At 74.1% G+C, this 14,342-nt stretch carries 10 protein-coding genes; 5 read left to right on the top strand and 5 right to left on the bottom strand.

Going from position 1 to position 14,342, the window contains the following annotated elements:
• Positions 1 to 6 precede the first annotated feature (6 nt).
• From HNR12_RS21945 to HNR12_RS21925, 5 genes are all read left to right on the top strand, one after another.
• Positions 7 to 972, top strand: a complete 966-nt coding sequence (locus HNR12_RS21945; RefSeq protein ID WP_179769342.1) for an ATP-binding protein — start codon at positions 7 to 9, stop codon at positions 970 to 972.
• 536 nt (positions 973 to 1,508) lie between these two features.
• On the top strand, positions 1,509 to 3,107 hold the full coding sequence (locus tag HNR12_RS21940) for an ABC transporter substrate-binding protein (RefSeq protein ID WP_443729147.1): 1,599 nt from the start codon (positions 1,509 to 1,511) through the stop codon (positions 3,105 to 3,107).
• Positions 3,108 to 3,192: 85 nt separating this feature from the next.
• On the top strand, positions 3,193 to 4,143 hold the full coding sequence (locus tag HNR12_RS21935; RefSeq protein WP_179769341.1) for an ABC transporter permease: 951 nt from the start codon (positions 3,193 to 3,195) through the stop codon (positions 4,141 to 4,143).
• Complete coding sequence (locus HNR12_RS21930; protein ID WP_179769340.1) at positions 4,140 to 5,033, top strand: ABC transporter permease; 894 nt, start codon at positions 4,140 to 4,142, stop codon at positions 5,031 to 5,033. The genes HNR12_RS21935 and HNR12_RS21930 overlap by 4 nt, the downstream gene beginning before the upstream one ends.
• Positions 5,030 to 6,757: an ABC transporter ATP-binding protein gene (locus HNR12_RS21925; RefSeq protein ID WP_179769339.1), complete on the top strand. Its 1,728-nt coding sequence runs from the start codon at positions 5,030 to 5,032 to the stop codon at positions 6,755 to 6,757. The genes HNR12_RS21930 and HNR12_RS21925 overlap by 4 nt, the downstream gene beginning before the upstream one ends.
• 65 nt (positions 6,758 to 6,822) lie before the next feature.
• On the opposite strand, the gene HNR12_RS21920 is transcribed toward HNR12_RS21925, so the two are convergent.
• From HNR12_RS21920 to ispG, 5 genes are all read right to left on the bottom strand, one after another.
• A complete protein-coding gene (locus HNR12_RS21920) occupies positions 6,823 to 8,022 on the bottom strand; it encodes an acetate/propionate family kinase (protein WP_179769338.1) in 1,200 nt (399 codons plus the stop codon).
• Complete coding sequence (gene pta / locus HNR12_RS21915; protein ID WP_179769337.1) at positions 8,019 to 10,106, bottom strand: phosphate acetyltransferase; 2,088 nt, start codon at positions 10,104 to 10,106, stop codon at positions 8,019 to 8,021. The genes HNR12_RS21920 and pta overlap by 4 nt, the downstream gene beginning before the upstream one ends.
• A gap of 155 nt (positions 10,107 to 10,261) precedes the next feature.
• Entirely contained in the window at positions 10,262 to 11,101 is an 840-nt protein-coding gene (locus HNR12_RS21910; protein ID WP_179770812.1) for a GNAT family N-acetyltransferase, read from the bottom strand.
• 170 nt (positions 11,102 to 11,271) lie between these two features.
• On the bottom strand, positions 11,272 to 12,882 hold the full coding sequence (locus HNR12_RS21905) for an alpha/beta hydrolase (RefSeq protein WP_372451124.1): 1,611 nt from the start codon (positions 12,880 to 12,882) through the stop codon (positions 11,272 to 11,274).
• Positions 12,883 to 13,089: 207 nt separating this feature from the next.
• Complete coding sequence (gene ispG, locus HNR12_RS21900) at positions 13,090 to 14,247, bottom strand: flavodoxin-dependent (E)-4-hydroxy-3-methylbut-2-enyl-diphosphate synthase (RefSeq protein ID WP_179769336.1); 1,158 nt, start codon at positions 14,245 to 14,247, stop codon at positions 13,090 to 13,092.
• Positions 14,248 to 14,342 lie beyond the last annotated feature (95 nt).

Below are 14,342 nucleotides of genomic sequence, written 5' to 3'. Positions count from 1 at the left end.
GACCTCGTGAAGATCGCGTTCGCCGGCAAGGGCGGCAGCGGCAAGACCACCCTGTCCGCGCTGTTCACGCGCTACCTGGCCGCCACCGGGGCGCCCGTGGTCGCCATCGACGCCGACATCAACCAGAACCTCGGCGCGGCACTGGGCCTCAGCGCCGAGGACCTCGCGCGCGTCCCGCCGATGGGCGGGCACCTCACCGAGATCAAGGAGATCCTGCGCGGCGACAACCCGCGCATCGCCTCGGCCGAGGCCATGACCAAGACCACCCCGCCCGGGCGGGGCTCGCGCCTGCTCTCCGTCTCGCCCGACAACCCGCTGCACCTGCGGTTCGGGGTGCCGGCGGCGGGCGCCACACTGATGGTCACCGGCCCCTACGGCGAGGACGACCTCGGCGTCTCCTGCTACCACTCCAAGGTGGGCGCCGCCGAGATGTACCTCAACCACCTGGTCGACGGCCCCGGCGAGTACGTCGTGATGGACATGACCGCCGGCGCCGACTCCTTCGCCTCGGGCCTGTTCACCCGCTTCGACATCACCTTCCTGGTGGCCGAGCCCACCCTGCGGGGCGTGGGCGTCTACCGCCAGTACGCCGAGTACGCCGGCGACCACGGGGTGGAGATCCAGGTGATCGGCAACAAGGTGCAGGGCGAGGACGACGTCGCGTTCCTGCGCGAGCACGTCGGCGACGCGCTCGCCGCCTGCTTCGGGTTCTCGCCGTTCGTGCGGGCCATGGAGAAGGGCCGCCACCCCGAACTCGCCGAACTGGAGGAGGCCAACGTCAAGACCCTGGCCTGGATGCGCGACGCGGTCGACTCCGCGGGCAAGGACTGGGCGAAGTTCACCCGGCAGAGCGCGGAGTTCCACCTGCGCAACGCGCGGCGCTGGGGCGGCGACAACGGCGCCGAACTGGCCGCCCAGGTCGACCCCGACTTCCAGATGGGCCCCGAGGCGCTCGCCGCCCAGCGCGGCTGAGCGAGGCGGCCGGGCGCCCTGCCACTCCAGGCGCCCGGCCGCCGCCCCGCTCGGGGCGGGCGGGGGCGGGCCGAGACGCGATGGCGTCGGGAAGCGAGGATGTTTCTACCGTGCAAAATCCGACAAACTACGCAAATCTCCTCATAAACAACAAGATTTCACCACCCCGCGGCATCGATCGGATTACGACCTGCGCGCCCGAACTGACACGCCTCGGCCCGCAGAGCACGCTGCGAGCACACCTCCGGCGCACCGCGGCCCCGATCTTGCGATAATCGCAAACCCCCTGCTGGCAGCGGAAATCACTACGCACCGTGCACACCCCCGCACGCGCCATTCGCGCCGCCCCGCACCCCCCATTGCCACGCCGGGTGATCATCCAGACACGGTTTGACGTGCGTGTTCGGTGTGACAACTATCGAAACGGTCGGCGTGTGCGCTCGTGCACACGCCGGCGGGACGCGCCCGCGAACAGCCGGGACCACGGCCTTGCGGCGCCGCCTCCTGACCGAACACCCGACCGAACCGAGGTTGCCGTGCCGCCCACCCCCGCCGACAGCGAACATCGGGTTCCCCCCGCCGCCGCAGCGCAGACCGCCCCCAGCCGCCGCAGCGTCCTGATGGCCGGAGCCGCCGGTGCCGTCGTCGTCCCCGCCCTGTCGGCGTGCGGCGGTGGCGGTTCCAGCGGAGCCGGGAGCGGGCGGCTGCGGGTGGGGGTGGCCGGCGGGTCGGCCGAGGACACCCTCGACGCGCACAAGCCCACCGACAACACCGACATCGCCCGGGCGCACAACCTCTACGCGGGCCTGTGCTACTTCGAGACCGACTACAGCATCCAGATGGCGCTGGCGGAGTCGATCGAGCCCAACGAGGACGCCACGGTCTGGACCATCCGCCTCAAGCCCGGCCTCACCTTCCACGACGGCTCCCCGGTCACCGCCGACTCCGTCGTCTTCACCCTGCGCCGGGTCACCGACCCCGAGATCCTGGGCATCGGCGCGCCGCAGCTGGCCACCATGGACCGCGACAACATCGAGCGGGTCGACGACCGCACGGTCCGGGTGCCCTTCGCCGAGCCTTACGTCACCCTGCTGGACCTGCTCGCCGAGTACTCCATGGGCATCGTCCCCGAGGACTACGACCCCGACAACCCGGTCGGCGCCGGGCCGTTCCGGCTCGTGGAGTTCACCCCCGGCCAGCGCAGCCTGTTCGAGAGGTTCCCCGGGTTCTGGCAGGAGGGCCACCCCAGGATCGAGGAACTGGAGATCATCAACTTCCCCGACGAGACCGCCCGGGTCAACGCCCTGCTGGGCGGGCAGGTCGACGCCATCAGCCAGCTGCCGCCCAGCCAGATCGAGGTCGTGCGGGCCAACCCCAACATCGAGACCCTGGAGTCGGAGTCGGGGATGTGGACCCCGTTCACCATGCGGGTGGACAAGGCGCCCTTCGACGACGTCCGGGTGCGCCAGGCGTTCCGGCTCATCGTGGACCGCCGGCAGATGGTCGACCAGGCGCTGGCGGGCTACGGCAGCGTCGGCAACGACATCTACGGCCGCTTCGACCCCGCCTACGTCGAGGACGAACTCCCCGACCAGCGCGAGCGCGACATCGCCGAGGCCAAGCGGCTGCTCGCCGAGGCCGGACACGGCGACGGCCTGGAGGTCCAACTGGTCACCGGCCCCATCACCCCCGGGGCCGTGGCCGCCGCCCAGGTCTTCAAGGAGCAGGCGCGCGCCGCCGGCGTCACCGTCAACCTCAAGCAGACCAACTCCACCGAGTACTACGGCGAGAACTACCTCCAGTGGACGTTCGCCCAGGACTTCTGGGCCACCCGCAACTACCTGTCCCAGGCGGCGCAGGGCTCCCTGCCCGACGCCCCGTTCAACGAGACCCACTGGGCCGACGAGGAGTGGGTGGAGATCGTCAACGAGGCCCGCCGCACGGTCGACGAGGAGGAGCGCAACCGGCTCATCCGGCGGGCCATGGAAATCGAGCACGAGCGGGGCGGCTACATCATCTGGGGCTTCGTCAACACCCTCGACGCCTTCCACCGGAAGGTCAAGGGGCTGGAGCCCTCGGTCACCGGGCACCCGCTGACCTCCTACGGCTTCCACCGCGTCCGCATCGAGGAGTGAGCGCGCCGCGGCCGCCGCGCCCGCGGCCGGCCGCCCGCTCCCGCCCCGATCCCCGCTGACCGATGTCTCGCAAAGGTCGTCTCACATGTCACGTCTGATCCTCTACCGCCTCGGCTACGGGCTGCTGACCCTCTTCGTGGTCTCGCTCGTGGTGTTCCTGGCGACGCAGGCCCTGCCGGGCGACGCCGCCCGCGCCATCCTGGGCCGCGACGCCACCGCCGAGCGCGTCGCCCTCCTGCGCGACCAGCTCAACCTCGACGACCCGCTGGCCGTGCAGTACGGCAAGTGGCTGGCCGGCCTGTTCACCCTGGACCTGGGCGACTCCTTCGCCAACGCCCGCCCGGTCAGCGAGTACCTCGGCCCGCGCGTGACCGCCAGCTTCGTGCTGATGGGGCTGGCGGCGCTGATCGCCACCCCGGTCTCGCTGCTGATCGGCGCCTACAGCGCCCTGCGCCGCGACCGCGCCGCCGACCACGCGACCTCCGCGGTGTCGCTGGTCCTGGCCGCCCTGCCGGAGTTCGCCGTGGGCATCCTGCTCATCCTGCTGCTGTCCACCGGCTGGCTGCACCTGCTGCCGCCGGTGTTCGCGGGCAGCGCCGGCGCCGTGCTGGCCGACCCGGCCCAGCTGATCCTGCCGGTGCTGACGCTGGTACTGGCGGTGAGCCCGCCCATCATCCGGATGATGCGCGCCTCCATGATCGAGGTGCTGGAGAGCGAGTACGTGCAGCAGGCCCGGCTCAAGGGGCTGCCCGAGCGGGTGGTGGTGTGGCGGCACGCCGCGCCCAACGCCATCGGCCCGGTGGCGCAGGTGATCGCGGTGCAGCTGGGCTGGCTGGCCGGCGGCGTGGTGGCCATCGAGTTCCTGTTCGCCTTCCCGGGGATCGGGCTGGCGCTGATGGACGCGATCACCACCCGCGACATCCCCGTCATCCAGGCCGTCACCCTGCTGATCGCCGTCGTCTACATCGTGGTCAACCTGCTGGCCGACGTCGTTGGCCTGGCCGCCAACCCGAAGGTGAGGGTGTCCGCCCGATGAGTCTCGCCACCGCAACCGCCCCCGAGTCGGCCGCGGCCGCTCCCCCCGGCCGCCGCCAGGGCCTGTTCCGCGCGGCCTGGCGGCACGGCCGCACCAGGATCGGCGTGGTGCTGGTCGGCCTGGTCGTGCTGACCGCCGTGGCCGGGCCGTTCCTCAGCCCCTACTCCCCCACCGAGCTGGTGGGAATCCCCAACCGCACCGGCGTCGAGGGGACCGTCTTCGGCACCGACGGCATCGGCCGCGACGTGCTGAGCCGGTTCCTGCACGGCGGCTACACGCTGATCACCATCGCGGTGTCGGCGGCGCTGGTGGGCGTGGTGCTGGGCGCCGCCGTCGGCGTCGTGGCCGGCTACCGGCGCGGCTGGCTGGACGAGGCGGTCATGCGCACCAACGACATGGTGCTGGCCTTCCCGCAACTGGTGCTGGCCCTGCTGGTCATGTCGATCATCGGCCCCGAGGTGTGGCTGATCATCGCGCTCATCGGCGTCTCCCACGCCTCGCGCGTGGCCCGGGTGGCCCGCGAGGCCACCCTCAAGGTGGTCGAGCAGGACTTCGTGAAGTCGGCCGAGGCCATCGGCGTCCCGGGCTGGCGGATCATGGGCGGGGAGATCCTGCCCAACATCACCAGCCCGCTGCTGGTGGAACTGGGCCTGCGCATCACCTACTCGGTGGGCCTGATCGCCACGTTGAGCTTCCTGGGCATGGGCCTGCAACCGCCCACCGCCGACTGGGGCCTGATGATCAACGAGAACCGCATCGCCATCACGGTGCAGCCGTGGTCGGTGGTCCTGCCGGTGGCCGCGGTCGCGCTGCTGACCATCGGCGCCAACCTCATCACCGACGGCCTGTCGCGGGCGTCGATCGGCATCGACCGGGGGGTGGAGAAGTGACGACGAGCCCGGACACGACCCAGCGCGGCGACGCGCGCGTCGCCCTGGAGGTGGAGGGCCTGACCGTCGTCGGGCGGCCCTCCGACGTGGAGATCATCCACGACGTCACGCTGCGGGTGGCCCGCGGCGACATCCTCGGCCTGGTCGGGGAGTCCGGCTCGGGCAAGACCACGCTCGGGCTGGCCCTGCTGGCGCACTGCAAGCGCGCCACCGAGATCACCGCCGGGCGCATCGCGCTGTCGGGCTCGGTGCTGGACCCGGCCGACGCCGCGGCGGTGCGGCGCATGCGCGGCCGCCGGGTGGCCTACATCCCGCAGTCCCCGGCCTCGGCGCTGAACCCGGCCCTCACCCTGGGCACCCAGCTGCGCGAGGCGCTGCACGACTCCGGCGTGGCCGCCGACGGCGGGGACGGCGCGGGCGGGCCGGGCGCCGGCGCGGCGCCGACCGCGCGCGAGCGGGCCGTCTCCGGCGACCCCGAGGCCCGGGTCCGGGAGGTGCTGCGCGAGGTCGCGCTGCCCGACGACGACGCGTTTCTGCGCCGCTACCCCCACCAGCTCTCCGGCGGCCAGCAGCAGCGCGTGGCCATCGCCATGGCGTTCATCGGCTGCCCCGACCTCATCGTGCTGGACGAGCCCACCACCGGCCTGGACGTCACCACCCAGGCGCACGTGCTGCAGACCATCCGGCACATGACCCGCGAGTACGGCACGGCCGGGGTCTACATCAGCCACGACATGGCGGTGGTGGCCGACCTCGCCGACGAGATCGCCGTGATGTACAGCGGCGAGGTCGTGGAGCGCGGCCCCGCCGACCGGCTGCTGGGCGACCCCCAGCACCCCTACACGGTCCAGCTGCTGCGCGCCGTGCCGCTGCTGAAGACGGCCGGGCACACCGCGCCCGCGCCGGCCGCCGAGGAGGACGTACTGCTGCGGGTGCGCGGCCTGCGCGCCGGCTACGGCCGCACCACCGTGCTCAGCGGGATCGACCTGGACCTCGCGCGCGGGCAGTGCGTGGCGCTGCTGGGCGAGTCGGGGTCGGGCAAGACCACGCTGTCGCGCTCGCTGGTGGGCCTGCACCACCAGTTCACGGGCGAGGTGGTCTTCGACGGCGCACCGCTGGCGCCCAGCAGCTACCGGCGCACCGCCGAGCAGCGCCGCCGGGTGCAGTACATCTTCCAGAACCCCTACGAGGCGCTGAACCCGCGCAAGCGGGTGCGCGACCTCATCCTGCGGCCCTACACCCACCTGGCGGGCCGGCCCAAGGACCCCGACGCGGTGGTGGCCACGGCCCTGGAGCGCGCGGCGCTGCCCGCCTCCTACGGCGAGCGGTTCCCCGACCAGCTCAGCGGCGGCGAGCGGCAGCGGGTGTCCATCGCCCGCGCGATCGCCACCCGCCCCGACCTGCTGATCTGCGACGAGATCACCTCGGCGCTGGACGTGTCGGTGCAGGCCGAGATCGTGGAGCTGCTGCGCAACCTCCAGGACGACGGCATGGCCCTGCTGTTCGTCACGCACAACATCGCGCTGGTCTCCAACATCGCCCAGCACGTGGCCGTGCTCAACAAGGGCGAGATCGTGGAGTACGGCGACGTCGGCACGGTGATGTCGGCGCCCGCCCACGCCTACACCCAGGCGCTGATCGCCGACACCCCCGACTTCGAGCTGTCGTTCGGGGAGTCCCCGCTGCACCGCCCGGCCACGGGCTCGGCCCCCCGGACCGACTAGCCGCCCGCTCCCGCGCCGTGTCCCGCGCCCGTCCGCCGCCCCCGCGGCGGGCGGGCGCGGCGCCGTCAGCGGCGTCCCTCCACCAGGGCCACGGCCTCCACCGCGATCTCCCACTCCTCGTCGGTGGGCACCACCAGGACCGGCACCCGCGCGCCCGGCGGGGAGACCTCGCGCTCCTCGCCGCTGTCGGCGGCGTTGCGCTCGGGGTCGACCGCCAGGCCCAGCGCGTCCAGGCCGCGCAGAGCGTCCTCGCGCAACCGGGCGTCGTGCTCGCCCACCCCGGCGGTGAACACCACCGCGTCCACCCGGCCCAGCACCGCGTAGTAGGCGCCGACGTACTTGCGCACCCGGTGGGCGTAGACCTCCAGGGCCAGCGCGGCGCCGGACTCACCGGCCGCGGCGCGCCGCCGCACCTCGCGCATGTCGTTGGCCCCGGCCAGCGCCAGCAGCCCGCTCTCGCGGTTGAGCGCGGTGTCCACCTCGCCCGCCGTCAGCCCGGCCTCGCGCGCCAGGTAGCCCGGCAGGGAGGGGTCGATGTCGCCGCTGCGGGTGCCCATGACCAGGCCCTCCAAGGGGGTCATGCCCATGGAGGTGTCGACGCTGCGCCCGCCGGCCACGGCGGTGGCGCTGGCGCCGTTGCCCAGGTGCAGCACGATGAGGTTGACCTGCTCGGGATCGCGGCCCAGCCACGCGGCGGCGCGGCGGGTGACGTAGGCGCAGGAGGTCCCGTGGAAGCCGTAGCGCCGCACCCCGTACTCGGTGCGCCAGGTGCCGGGCACGGCGTAGGTATGGGCGGCGGGGGGCAGCGTGCTGTGGAAGGCGGTGTCGAACACGGCCACGTGCGGGACGTCGGGGAAGGACTTGCGGGCGACCCGGATGCCCTCCAGGTTGGCGGGGTTGTGCAGCGGCGCGAGCGGCGCCAGCTCCTCCACGGCGCGCATCACCGCGTCGTCGACCACGGCGGGCCGCACGAAGCGGTCGCCGCCGTGCACCACGCGGTGGCCCACGGCGGCCAGCTCGATCCCGGAGAGGTCGGGGCCGGCCTCGCCGAACGCGTCGAGGACCGCGCTCAGCCCGGCCTCGTGGTCGGCGAAGGGGCCCGGCCGGACGTGGGGGTCGGTCCCGGGGCGGCGGTGGGTCAGCTCCCCGCCGTCCTCGCCGATGCGGTCGGCGATTCCCCAGGCGATGGGGCGTTGGGCCGCCATGTCCAGCAGGCGGTACTTGATGGAGGACGATCCGCTGTTGACGACCAGCACGTGGCTCATGCGCCGGTTCCCTCCTGTTCGGGCCGCGGGGGCGGCGGTTCCTCGCGCGCCGCGTGCGCCTGCACGGCGGTGATGGCGACCGTGTTGACGATGTCCTGCACGGTCGCTCCGCGCGAGAGGTCGTTGACCGGCCTGCGCAGCCCCTGGAGCACCGGACCCACGGCCACGGCGCCTGCGCTGCGCTGCACCCCCTTGTAGAGGATGTTGCCGGTGTTGAGGTCGGGCGCGATGAAGACGGTGGCGTGTCCGGCCACCGCGCTGCCGGGCAGCTTGGCGCGGGCGACGTCGGGGTCGATGGCGGCGTCGTACTGGATCGGGCCCTCGACCAGCAGGTCGGGGCGGGCCGCGCGCACGGCCTCAGTGGCCCGGCGCACCTTGTCGACGTCGGCGCCGGTGCCCGAGGCGCCGGTGGAGTAGGACAGCATGGCAACGCGGGGCTCCACGCCGAACCGGGCGGCGGTGTCGGCGGAGTCGGCGGCGATGCGGGCCAGGTCCTCGGCCGAGGGGTCGGGGTTGACCGCGCAGTCGCCGTAGACGAGCACGCGGTCGGGCAGCGACATGAAGAAGACGCTGGAGACCAGCGAGGTGCGCAGGATCTCGAAGGAGGGCCGGATCGTCTGGGCGGTGGTGTGGGCGGCGCCCGACACCATGCCGTCGGCCAGCCCGCAGTGCACCATCAGCGTGCCGAAGTAGGACACCTCGCCGACGGTGTCGCGGGCCAACTGCTCGGTGACGCCCTTGTGCGCGCGCAGCCGCGCGTACTCGGCGGCGAAGCGCTCGCGCAGTTCGGGGTCGTCCGGGGAGACCACCTCGGCGGCGCCCACGTCCAGCCCGAACTCCGCCGCGCGGGCGGCGACCTCGCGCGGGCGGCCCAGCAGCACCAGTTCGGCGGCCTCGCGGCGCAGCAGCACCTCGGCGGCGCGCAGGACCCGCTCCTCGGTGCCCTCGGCCAGCACGATCCGCGCCGGGCGGGCGCGCGCCCGGGTGAGCAGGGTGTGCTCGAACATCAGCGGGGTCACGACCTCGGTGCGGTCGACCTGGAGCCGGGACAGCAGCGCCGGGCCGTCCACGGCCTGGCCGAAGGCGGCCAGCGCGGCCTCGGTCTTGCGGTCGGCGTCGGGGGTGATGGCCCCGCGCACGGCCGCCAGCCGGGTGGCGGTGGTGAAGGTGTCCTGGGCCGAGGCGATGACGGGCAGCCGCAGGTCCATGCCGGACAGCAGCCGCCACACCGGCTCGGAGACCCCCAGGTCGCCGGTGAGCACCACCCCGGCCAGGGTGGGGAAGTCGGCGGAGCGGTGCGCGGCGGCCAGGGCGGGCAGCAGCGCGCCCGCGCGGTCGGCGGCCACCAGCACCACGTGGTCCTCCTCCAACCGGTCCAGCACGTTGGGCAGCGACATCGCCGCCACCAGCAGGCCGGAGGTCTCGCGGCCCAGCCGCTGCTCCTCGCCGAACAGCAGCCGCCCCTCGCAGGCGCGCAGGAGGTCGCGAACGGTGGGCGCGGTCAGCCCGGGGACCTTGGGCAGCACCCAGGCGTCGCCGGCCAGGGCGGCGCGCAGCCCGGCGACCCGCTCGGGCTCGACCCGGTCGACCACGGTCCCGGCGCGGGCGGCGTGCTCGCGGTCGACCTCCTTGGCCGCCAGGGCGATGGCGTCGCGGACGGCGCGGGGCTCGCGCCCGGCGCCCGAGACCGCCAGCAGCACGGGCAACCCCAGGTTGGCGGCCACCCGGGCGTTGAAGGTGAACTCGGTGGGGGCGCCGACGTCGGTGTAGTCGGTGCCCACCGCCACCACGGCCGCGCAGTCCCGCGCCAGCCGCTGGTAGGCGTCGATGATCTCGGCGGTGGCGGCGTCGGGGTCGGCGTGCACGGCGTCGTAGTCCACGCCCACGCACCGCTCGTAGGGCGCGGCGATCTTGAAGCGGCGGCGCAGGGTCTGGACCACGGGGTCGGGGGCGCCCGCGGCGACCACGGGGCGGAACACCCCGATCGGGTCGACGGCCCCCGACAGCAGCTCGGCCGCGCCGAGGGCGATCGCGGCCACCCCGCTCTCGGCTCCGCTGGCGGCGACGTAGACTCCGCGCGTCATGGCCACACACTCCCCGCTACGCTGCTGGGCTGCCTGCGACTGTGGCCTACCCCGCGGCGGGGCGCAAGACGCGTTGCGGGACCGGACTGGTGTGTCACACCGCCGGGCGCGCCGGGCGCCGGGGCCCGGGCGGGGTCAGCGGGGGCGGGCGGGGGTCAGAACAGCACCGAGCGCACGGCCCCGACCTCGCGGAACCCCACGCGGCGGTAGGCGGCGCGGGCCGGGGTGTTGAAGTCGTTGACGTAGAGGGTGACGCGCGGGGCGACCTCGGCCAGGGCGCGGCGCACCACGGCGGCCATCCCGGCGACCGAGTGGCCGCGCCCCCGGAGGTCGGGGTGGACCCACACGCCCTGCACCTGGCAGGCGTAGGGGGTGACCGCGCCGATCTCGGCCTTGAACACCACGCGGCCGTCCTCGATGCGGGCGAAGGCCCGGCCGGTGCGCACCAGTTCCTCGACGCGCGCGCGGTAGAGGGACCCGCCGCCGGAGTCGGGCGGCACCCCGACCTCCTCGGTGAACATGGCGACGCAGGCGGGGAGCAGGATGTTGATCTCGTTGGGGCGCACCCTGCGCACCAGGGGGTCGGGCTCGGCCGCGGGCGGCTCGGAGATCTCCAGCACCGGCTGGCGCTCGCGGATGGCCCGCGCCGGCCCCCAGGCCGGGCGCAGCCGCGCCCACAGGTCGGCGACGGCGTCGACGGGTCCGACGATGGAGGAGCAGCGGCGGCCCTGCCAGCGCGCCTGCTCGGCGAACTGGCGGATGGCGGCGGGACCGGCGTTGACCGGGACCAGGTTGGCGCCGGAGTAGCACAGCGCGGTGATCCGGCCGCGCTCGACGAAGCCCCACAGCTCGGCGCCCAGCCGGTGGGAGTCGATCCCGGCGGCGCGCAGCCGCGCGCTGACGAACACGTTGCCGACGGGGTCGGAGTCGAGGATGGCGTGGACGGTGTCGCGGTCGCGTTCGTCGAGCACCCGCACGGACGAGGTCCGCAGCACGCGCATCACCCCATCCGTTGCGGGGCGCCCGGCGGACGCCCCGCGTGCCGCGCCCACCCGCCGGGCGGGCGGCGCCTGAACAGTCACGATCCTGGTGACTCCAGCCTAATCGACCCCCGCCGCGGTGGGAGTGGCGCGGCGGGCCTTCGGCGTGGCGCCGCCCGGCCGGTTCAGGCGCGCGGTGCCGCCTGCGGGGTGCGCGGCGGGTCCTGGGCGGCGGGTTCGGCCGCCGCGGCCTCGGCGCCCTCCCCGGCGGCGCCCTCGCCCTCGGCGGCGGGCTCGGGTTCGGGCGAGGCCGGGCAGGTGAGGTCGGGCGATCGGGGGTCGCCGCCGGCGGGCGGCAGGGTGCCCTCCAGCAGGTAGGCGGCGAACACGTCGTCCACGCAGTCGTTGCCGCCCAGGGCCACGCCGTGGGAGACCCCGTCCTCCTCCAGGACCAGGCGCCCTCCGGGGAAGCGCTCGCGCATGGCGTAGGCGCCCTCCAGCGGGGTGGGGCCGTCGTGCTCGGCCTGGATGAGCAGCGCGTCGGCCACCCCGGTGCCGTCGACGTGGAACCACGGCTCGTGGCCGGCCGGCCACGACGCGCACGGCATGTTGTACCAGATGTTGTTCCAGCCCTGGAAGGGCGCCTCGGCGTGGGCCTCGCGGCCGTCGGTCAGCCAGGTGTCGGTGTTGCGCGGCCAGCGGGAGTCGGTGCACTGGGTGGCGAGGTAGGCGCCGTAGACCGGATCGCTCTCGGCGTTCTCGCCGTAGCGCTCGTGCACGGCCGCCAGCCCGGCGGTGTCGCCGCCGACCGCGTAGTCGGCCAGGGCCCGCGCCAGCCGGGGCCAACTCGCCGAGGAGTAGGCGGCGGTGAGGTAGGCGTTCTCCAGTTCGGTGGGCCCCACCACGTCCTCGGCCGGTTTCTCGGCGAGCGCGGCGCGGGCGGCGTAGTAGCGGTCGGCCACGGCCTCGCCGGTGGCGCCCAGCCCGTAGACGTCGTCGTGGCGCGCGGTCCAGGCGAAGAAGTTGCCCGCCGCGGCGTCCAGGGCGCGGCTCTGCCGGAGGTTGCTCGCGTACCAGGGCCGCCCGGGGTGCACGACGCTGTCCAGCACCAGGCGGCGAACCCGGTCGGGGTGCAGCGTGGCGTAGGCGCCGCCGAGCAGGGTGCCGTAGGAGTAGCCGAGGTAGTCGATGCGCTCCACGCCCAGTGCCGCGCGGATCGCCTCGATGTCGGCGGCGCTGTCGCGGGTGGTCATGTTCTCCAGCAGCGCCGCGCTGGAGTTGTCGGCACAGGCGGCGGCGTAGTCGGCGGCGCGCCCCACCAGGACGTCGGTCTCCGCGGCGGAGCCGGGCCAGGTGTCGGGCCGGACGGGGTCGAAGTAGCCGGGGTCGCAGGCCACGGCCGGGGTGCTGGCGCCGGTGCCGCGCGGGTCGAACCCGACCACGTCGTAGTGGTCGCGCACGCGGTCGGGCAGCCGGGCGGCGGTGTAGGAGGCCCAGATGCGGCCCGGGCTGCCGGGACCGCCGGGGTTGACCACCAGGGTGCCGGTGCGCTCCTCGCGCGCGGGCACCCGCGACAGCGCGAGGTGGGCGGTGCCGGCGCCGGCGGCGCGGTCGAGCGGGACGGCGAGGGTGGCGCAACTGAGGGGGCCGCCGTCCTCGATCGCCTCGATGTCCTCGCAGGCCGCCCACTCCAGGGCCGGCGCGGCGGCGGCCGGGTCGGCGTCCGCGGCCGTCCCCGAGACCGCCATCAGCACGGCGGCGCCCGCGGCCGCCCGTCCCCACCAGCCTCGCGCCACTCCCGCCGCCCTTCACTCGCCGCCACTGGCCGCATTCTCTCCGAGACCGTACACGGCGCGGCGAAGCGACACGGGCGGTTTGGGCGTGGTCGCGGCCGGACCGTGTCCGCGGGCGGCGCACCGGGGCGCCGCGCGGCCGGGCCGGACACGCGGACGCCCCGGCGGGCGGACCGCCGGGGCGCGGGGTTGGGCGCGGAGGCGCGGGACTCAGCCGGCGACCGAGACCGAGGGGGTGCCCGACTCCGTGCCGGACTCCTGCATCTGCTCGGCCAGGCGCATGGCCTCCTCGATCAGGGTCTCGACGATCTTGGACTCGGGCACGGTCTTGATGACCTCGCCCTTGACGAAGATCTGGCCCTTGCCGTTGCCCGAGGCCACGCCGAGGTCGGCGTCGCGGGCCTCGCCGGGGCCGTTGACGACGCAGCCCATGACCGCCACCCGCAGCGGGACCTCCATGCCCTCCAGGCCGGCGGTGACCTCGTCGGCCAGGGTGTAGACGTCGACCTGGGCCCGCCCGCAGCTGGGGCAGGACACGATCTCCAGCCCGCGCTCGCGCAGGCCAAGGGACTCCAGGATCTGGTTGCCGACCTTGACCTCCTCGGCCGGCGGCGCCGACAGCGACACCCGGATGGTGTCGCCGATGCCCTCGGCGAGCAGCGCGCCGAAGGCCACGGCGGACTTGATGGTGCCCTGGAAGGCCGGGCCGGCCTCGGTGACGCCCAGGTGCAGCGGGTAGTCGCACTGCTCGGCGAGCAGCCGGTAGGCGTTGATCATCACGACGGGGTCGTTGTGCTTGACCGAGATCTTGATGTCGCGGAACCCGTGCTCCTCGAACAGGGAGCACTCCCACAGCGCCGACTCCACCAGCGCCTCGGGCGTGGCCTTGCCGTACTTCTGCAGCAGGCGCTTGTCCAGGGAGCCGGCGTTGACGCCGATGCGGATGGGCACGCCGGCCTCGGAGGCGGCCTTGGCGATCTCGCCGACCTTGTCGTCGAACTTCTTGATGTTGCCCGGGTTGACCCGCACGGCCGCGCACCCGGCGTCGATGGCCGCGAAGACGTACTTGGGCTGGAAGTGGATGTCGGCGATGACCGGGATCTGGGACTTCTTGGCGATGATCGGCAGCGCCTCGGCGTCGTCGGCGCTGGGCACCGCAACCCGCACGATCTGGCAGCCCGCGGCGGTCAGCTCCGCGATCTGCTGGAGAGTGGCGTTGATGTCGGAGGTCACGGTGGTGGTCATCGACTGCACGGAGACCGGGGCGTCGCCGCCGACCGGCACGTTGCCCACCATGATCTGGCGCGACTTGCGCCGCACGGCGAGCGGCCGGGGGCGCACAGCGGGGATTCCAAGATCGACGGTCACGCGTATTTCACCTCGTCGGCCACCGGGGCTCGGCCGGCGGCGTCGTTTGAAATCGGCTGAGGAACGGGCAGCGGGCATGCGACGAGCCGCCGCCG

It is taken from the genome of Streptomonospora nanhaiensis (assembly GCF_013410565.1).
Taxonomy (GTDB): domain Bacteria; phylum Actinomycetota; class Actinomycetes; order Streptosporangiales; family Streptosporangiaceae; genus Streptomonospora; species Streptomonospora nanhaiensis.
This window is presented reverse-complemented; position numbering and strand designations above follow the sequence as displayed.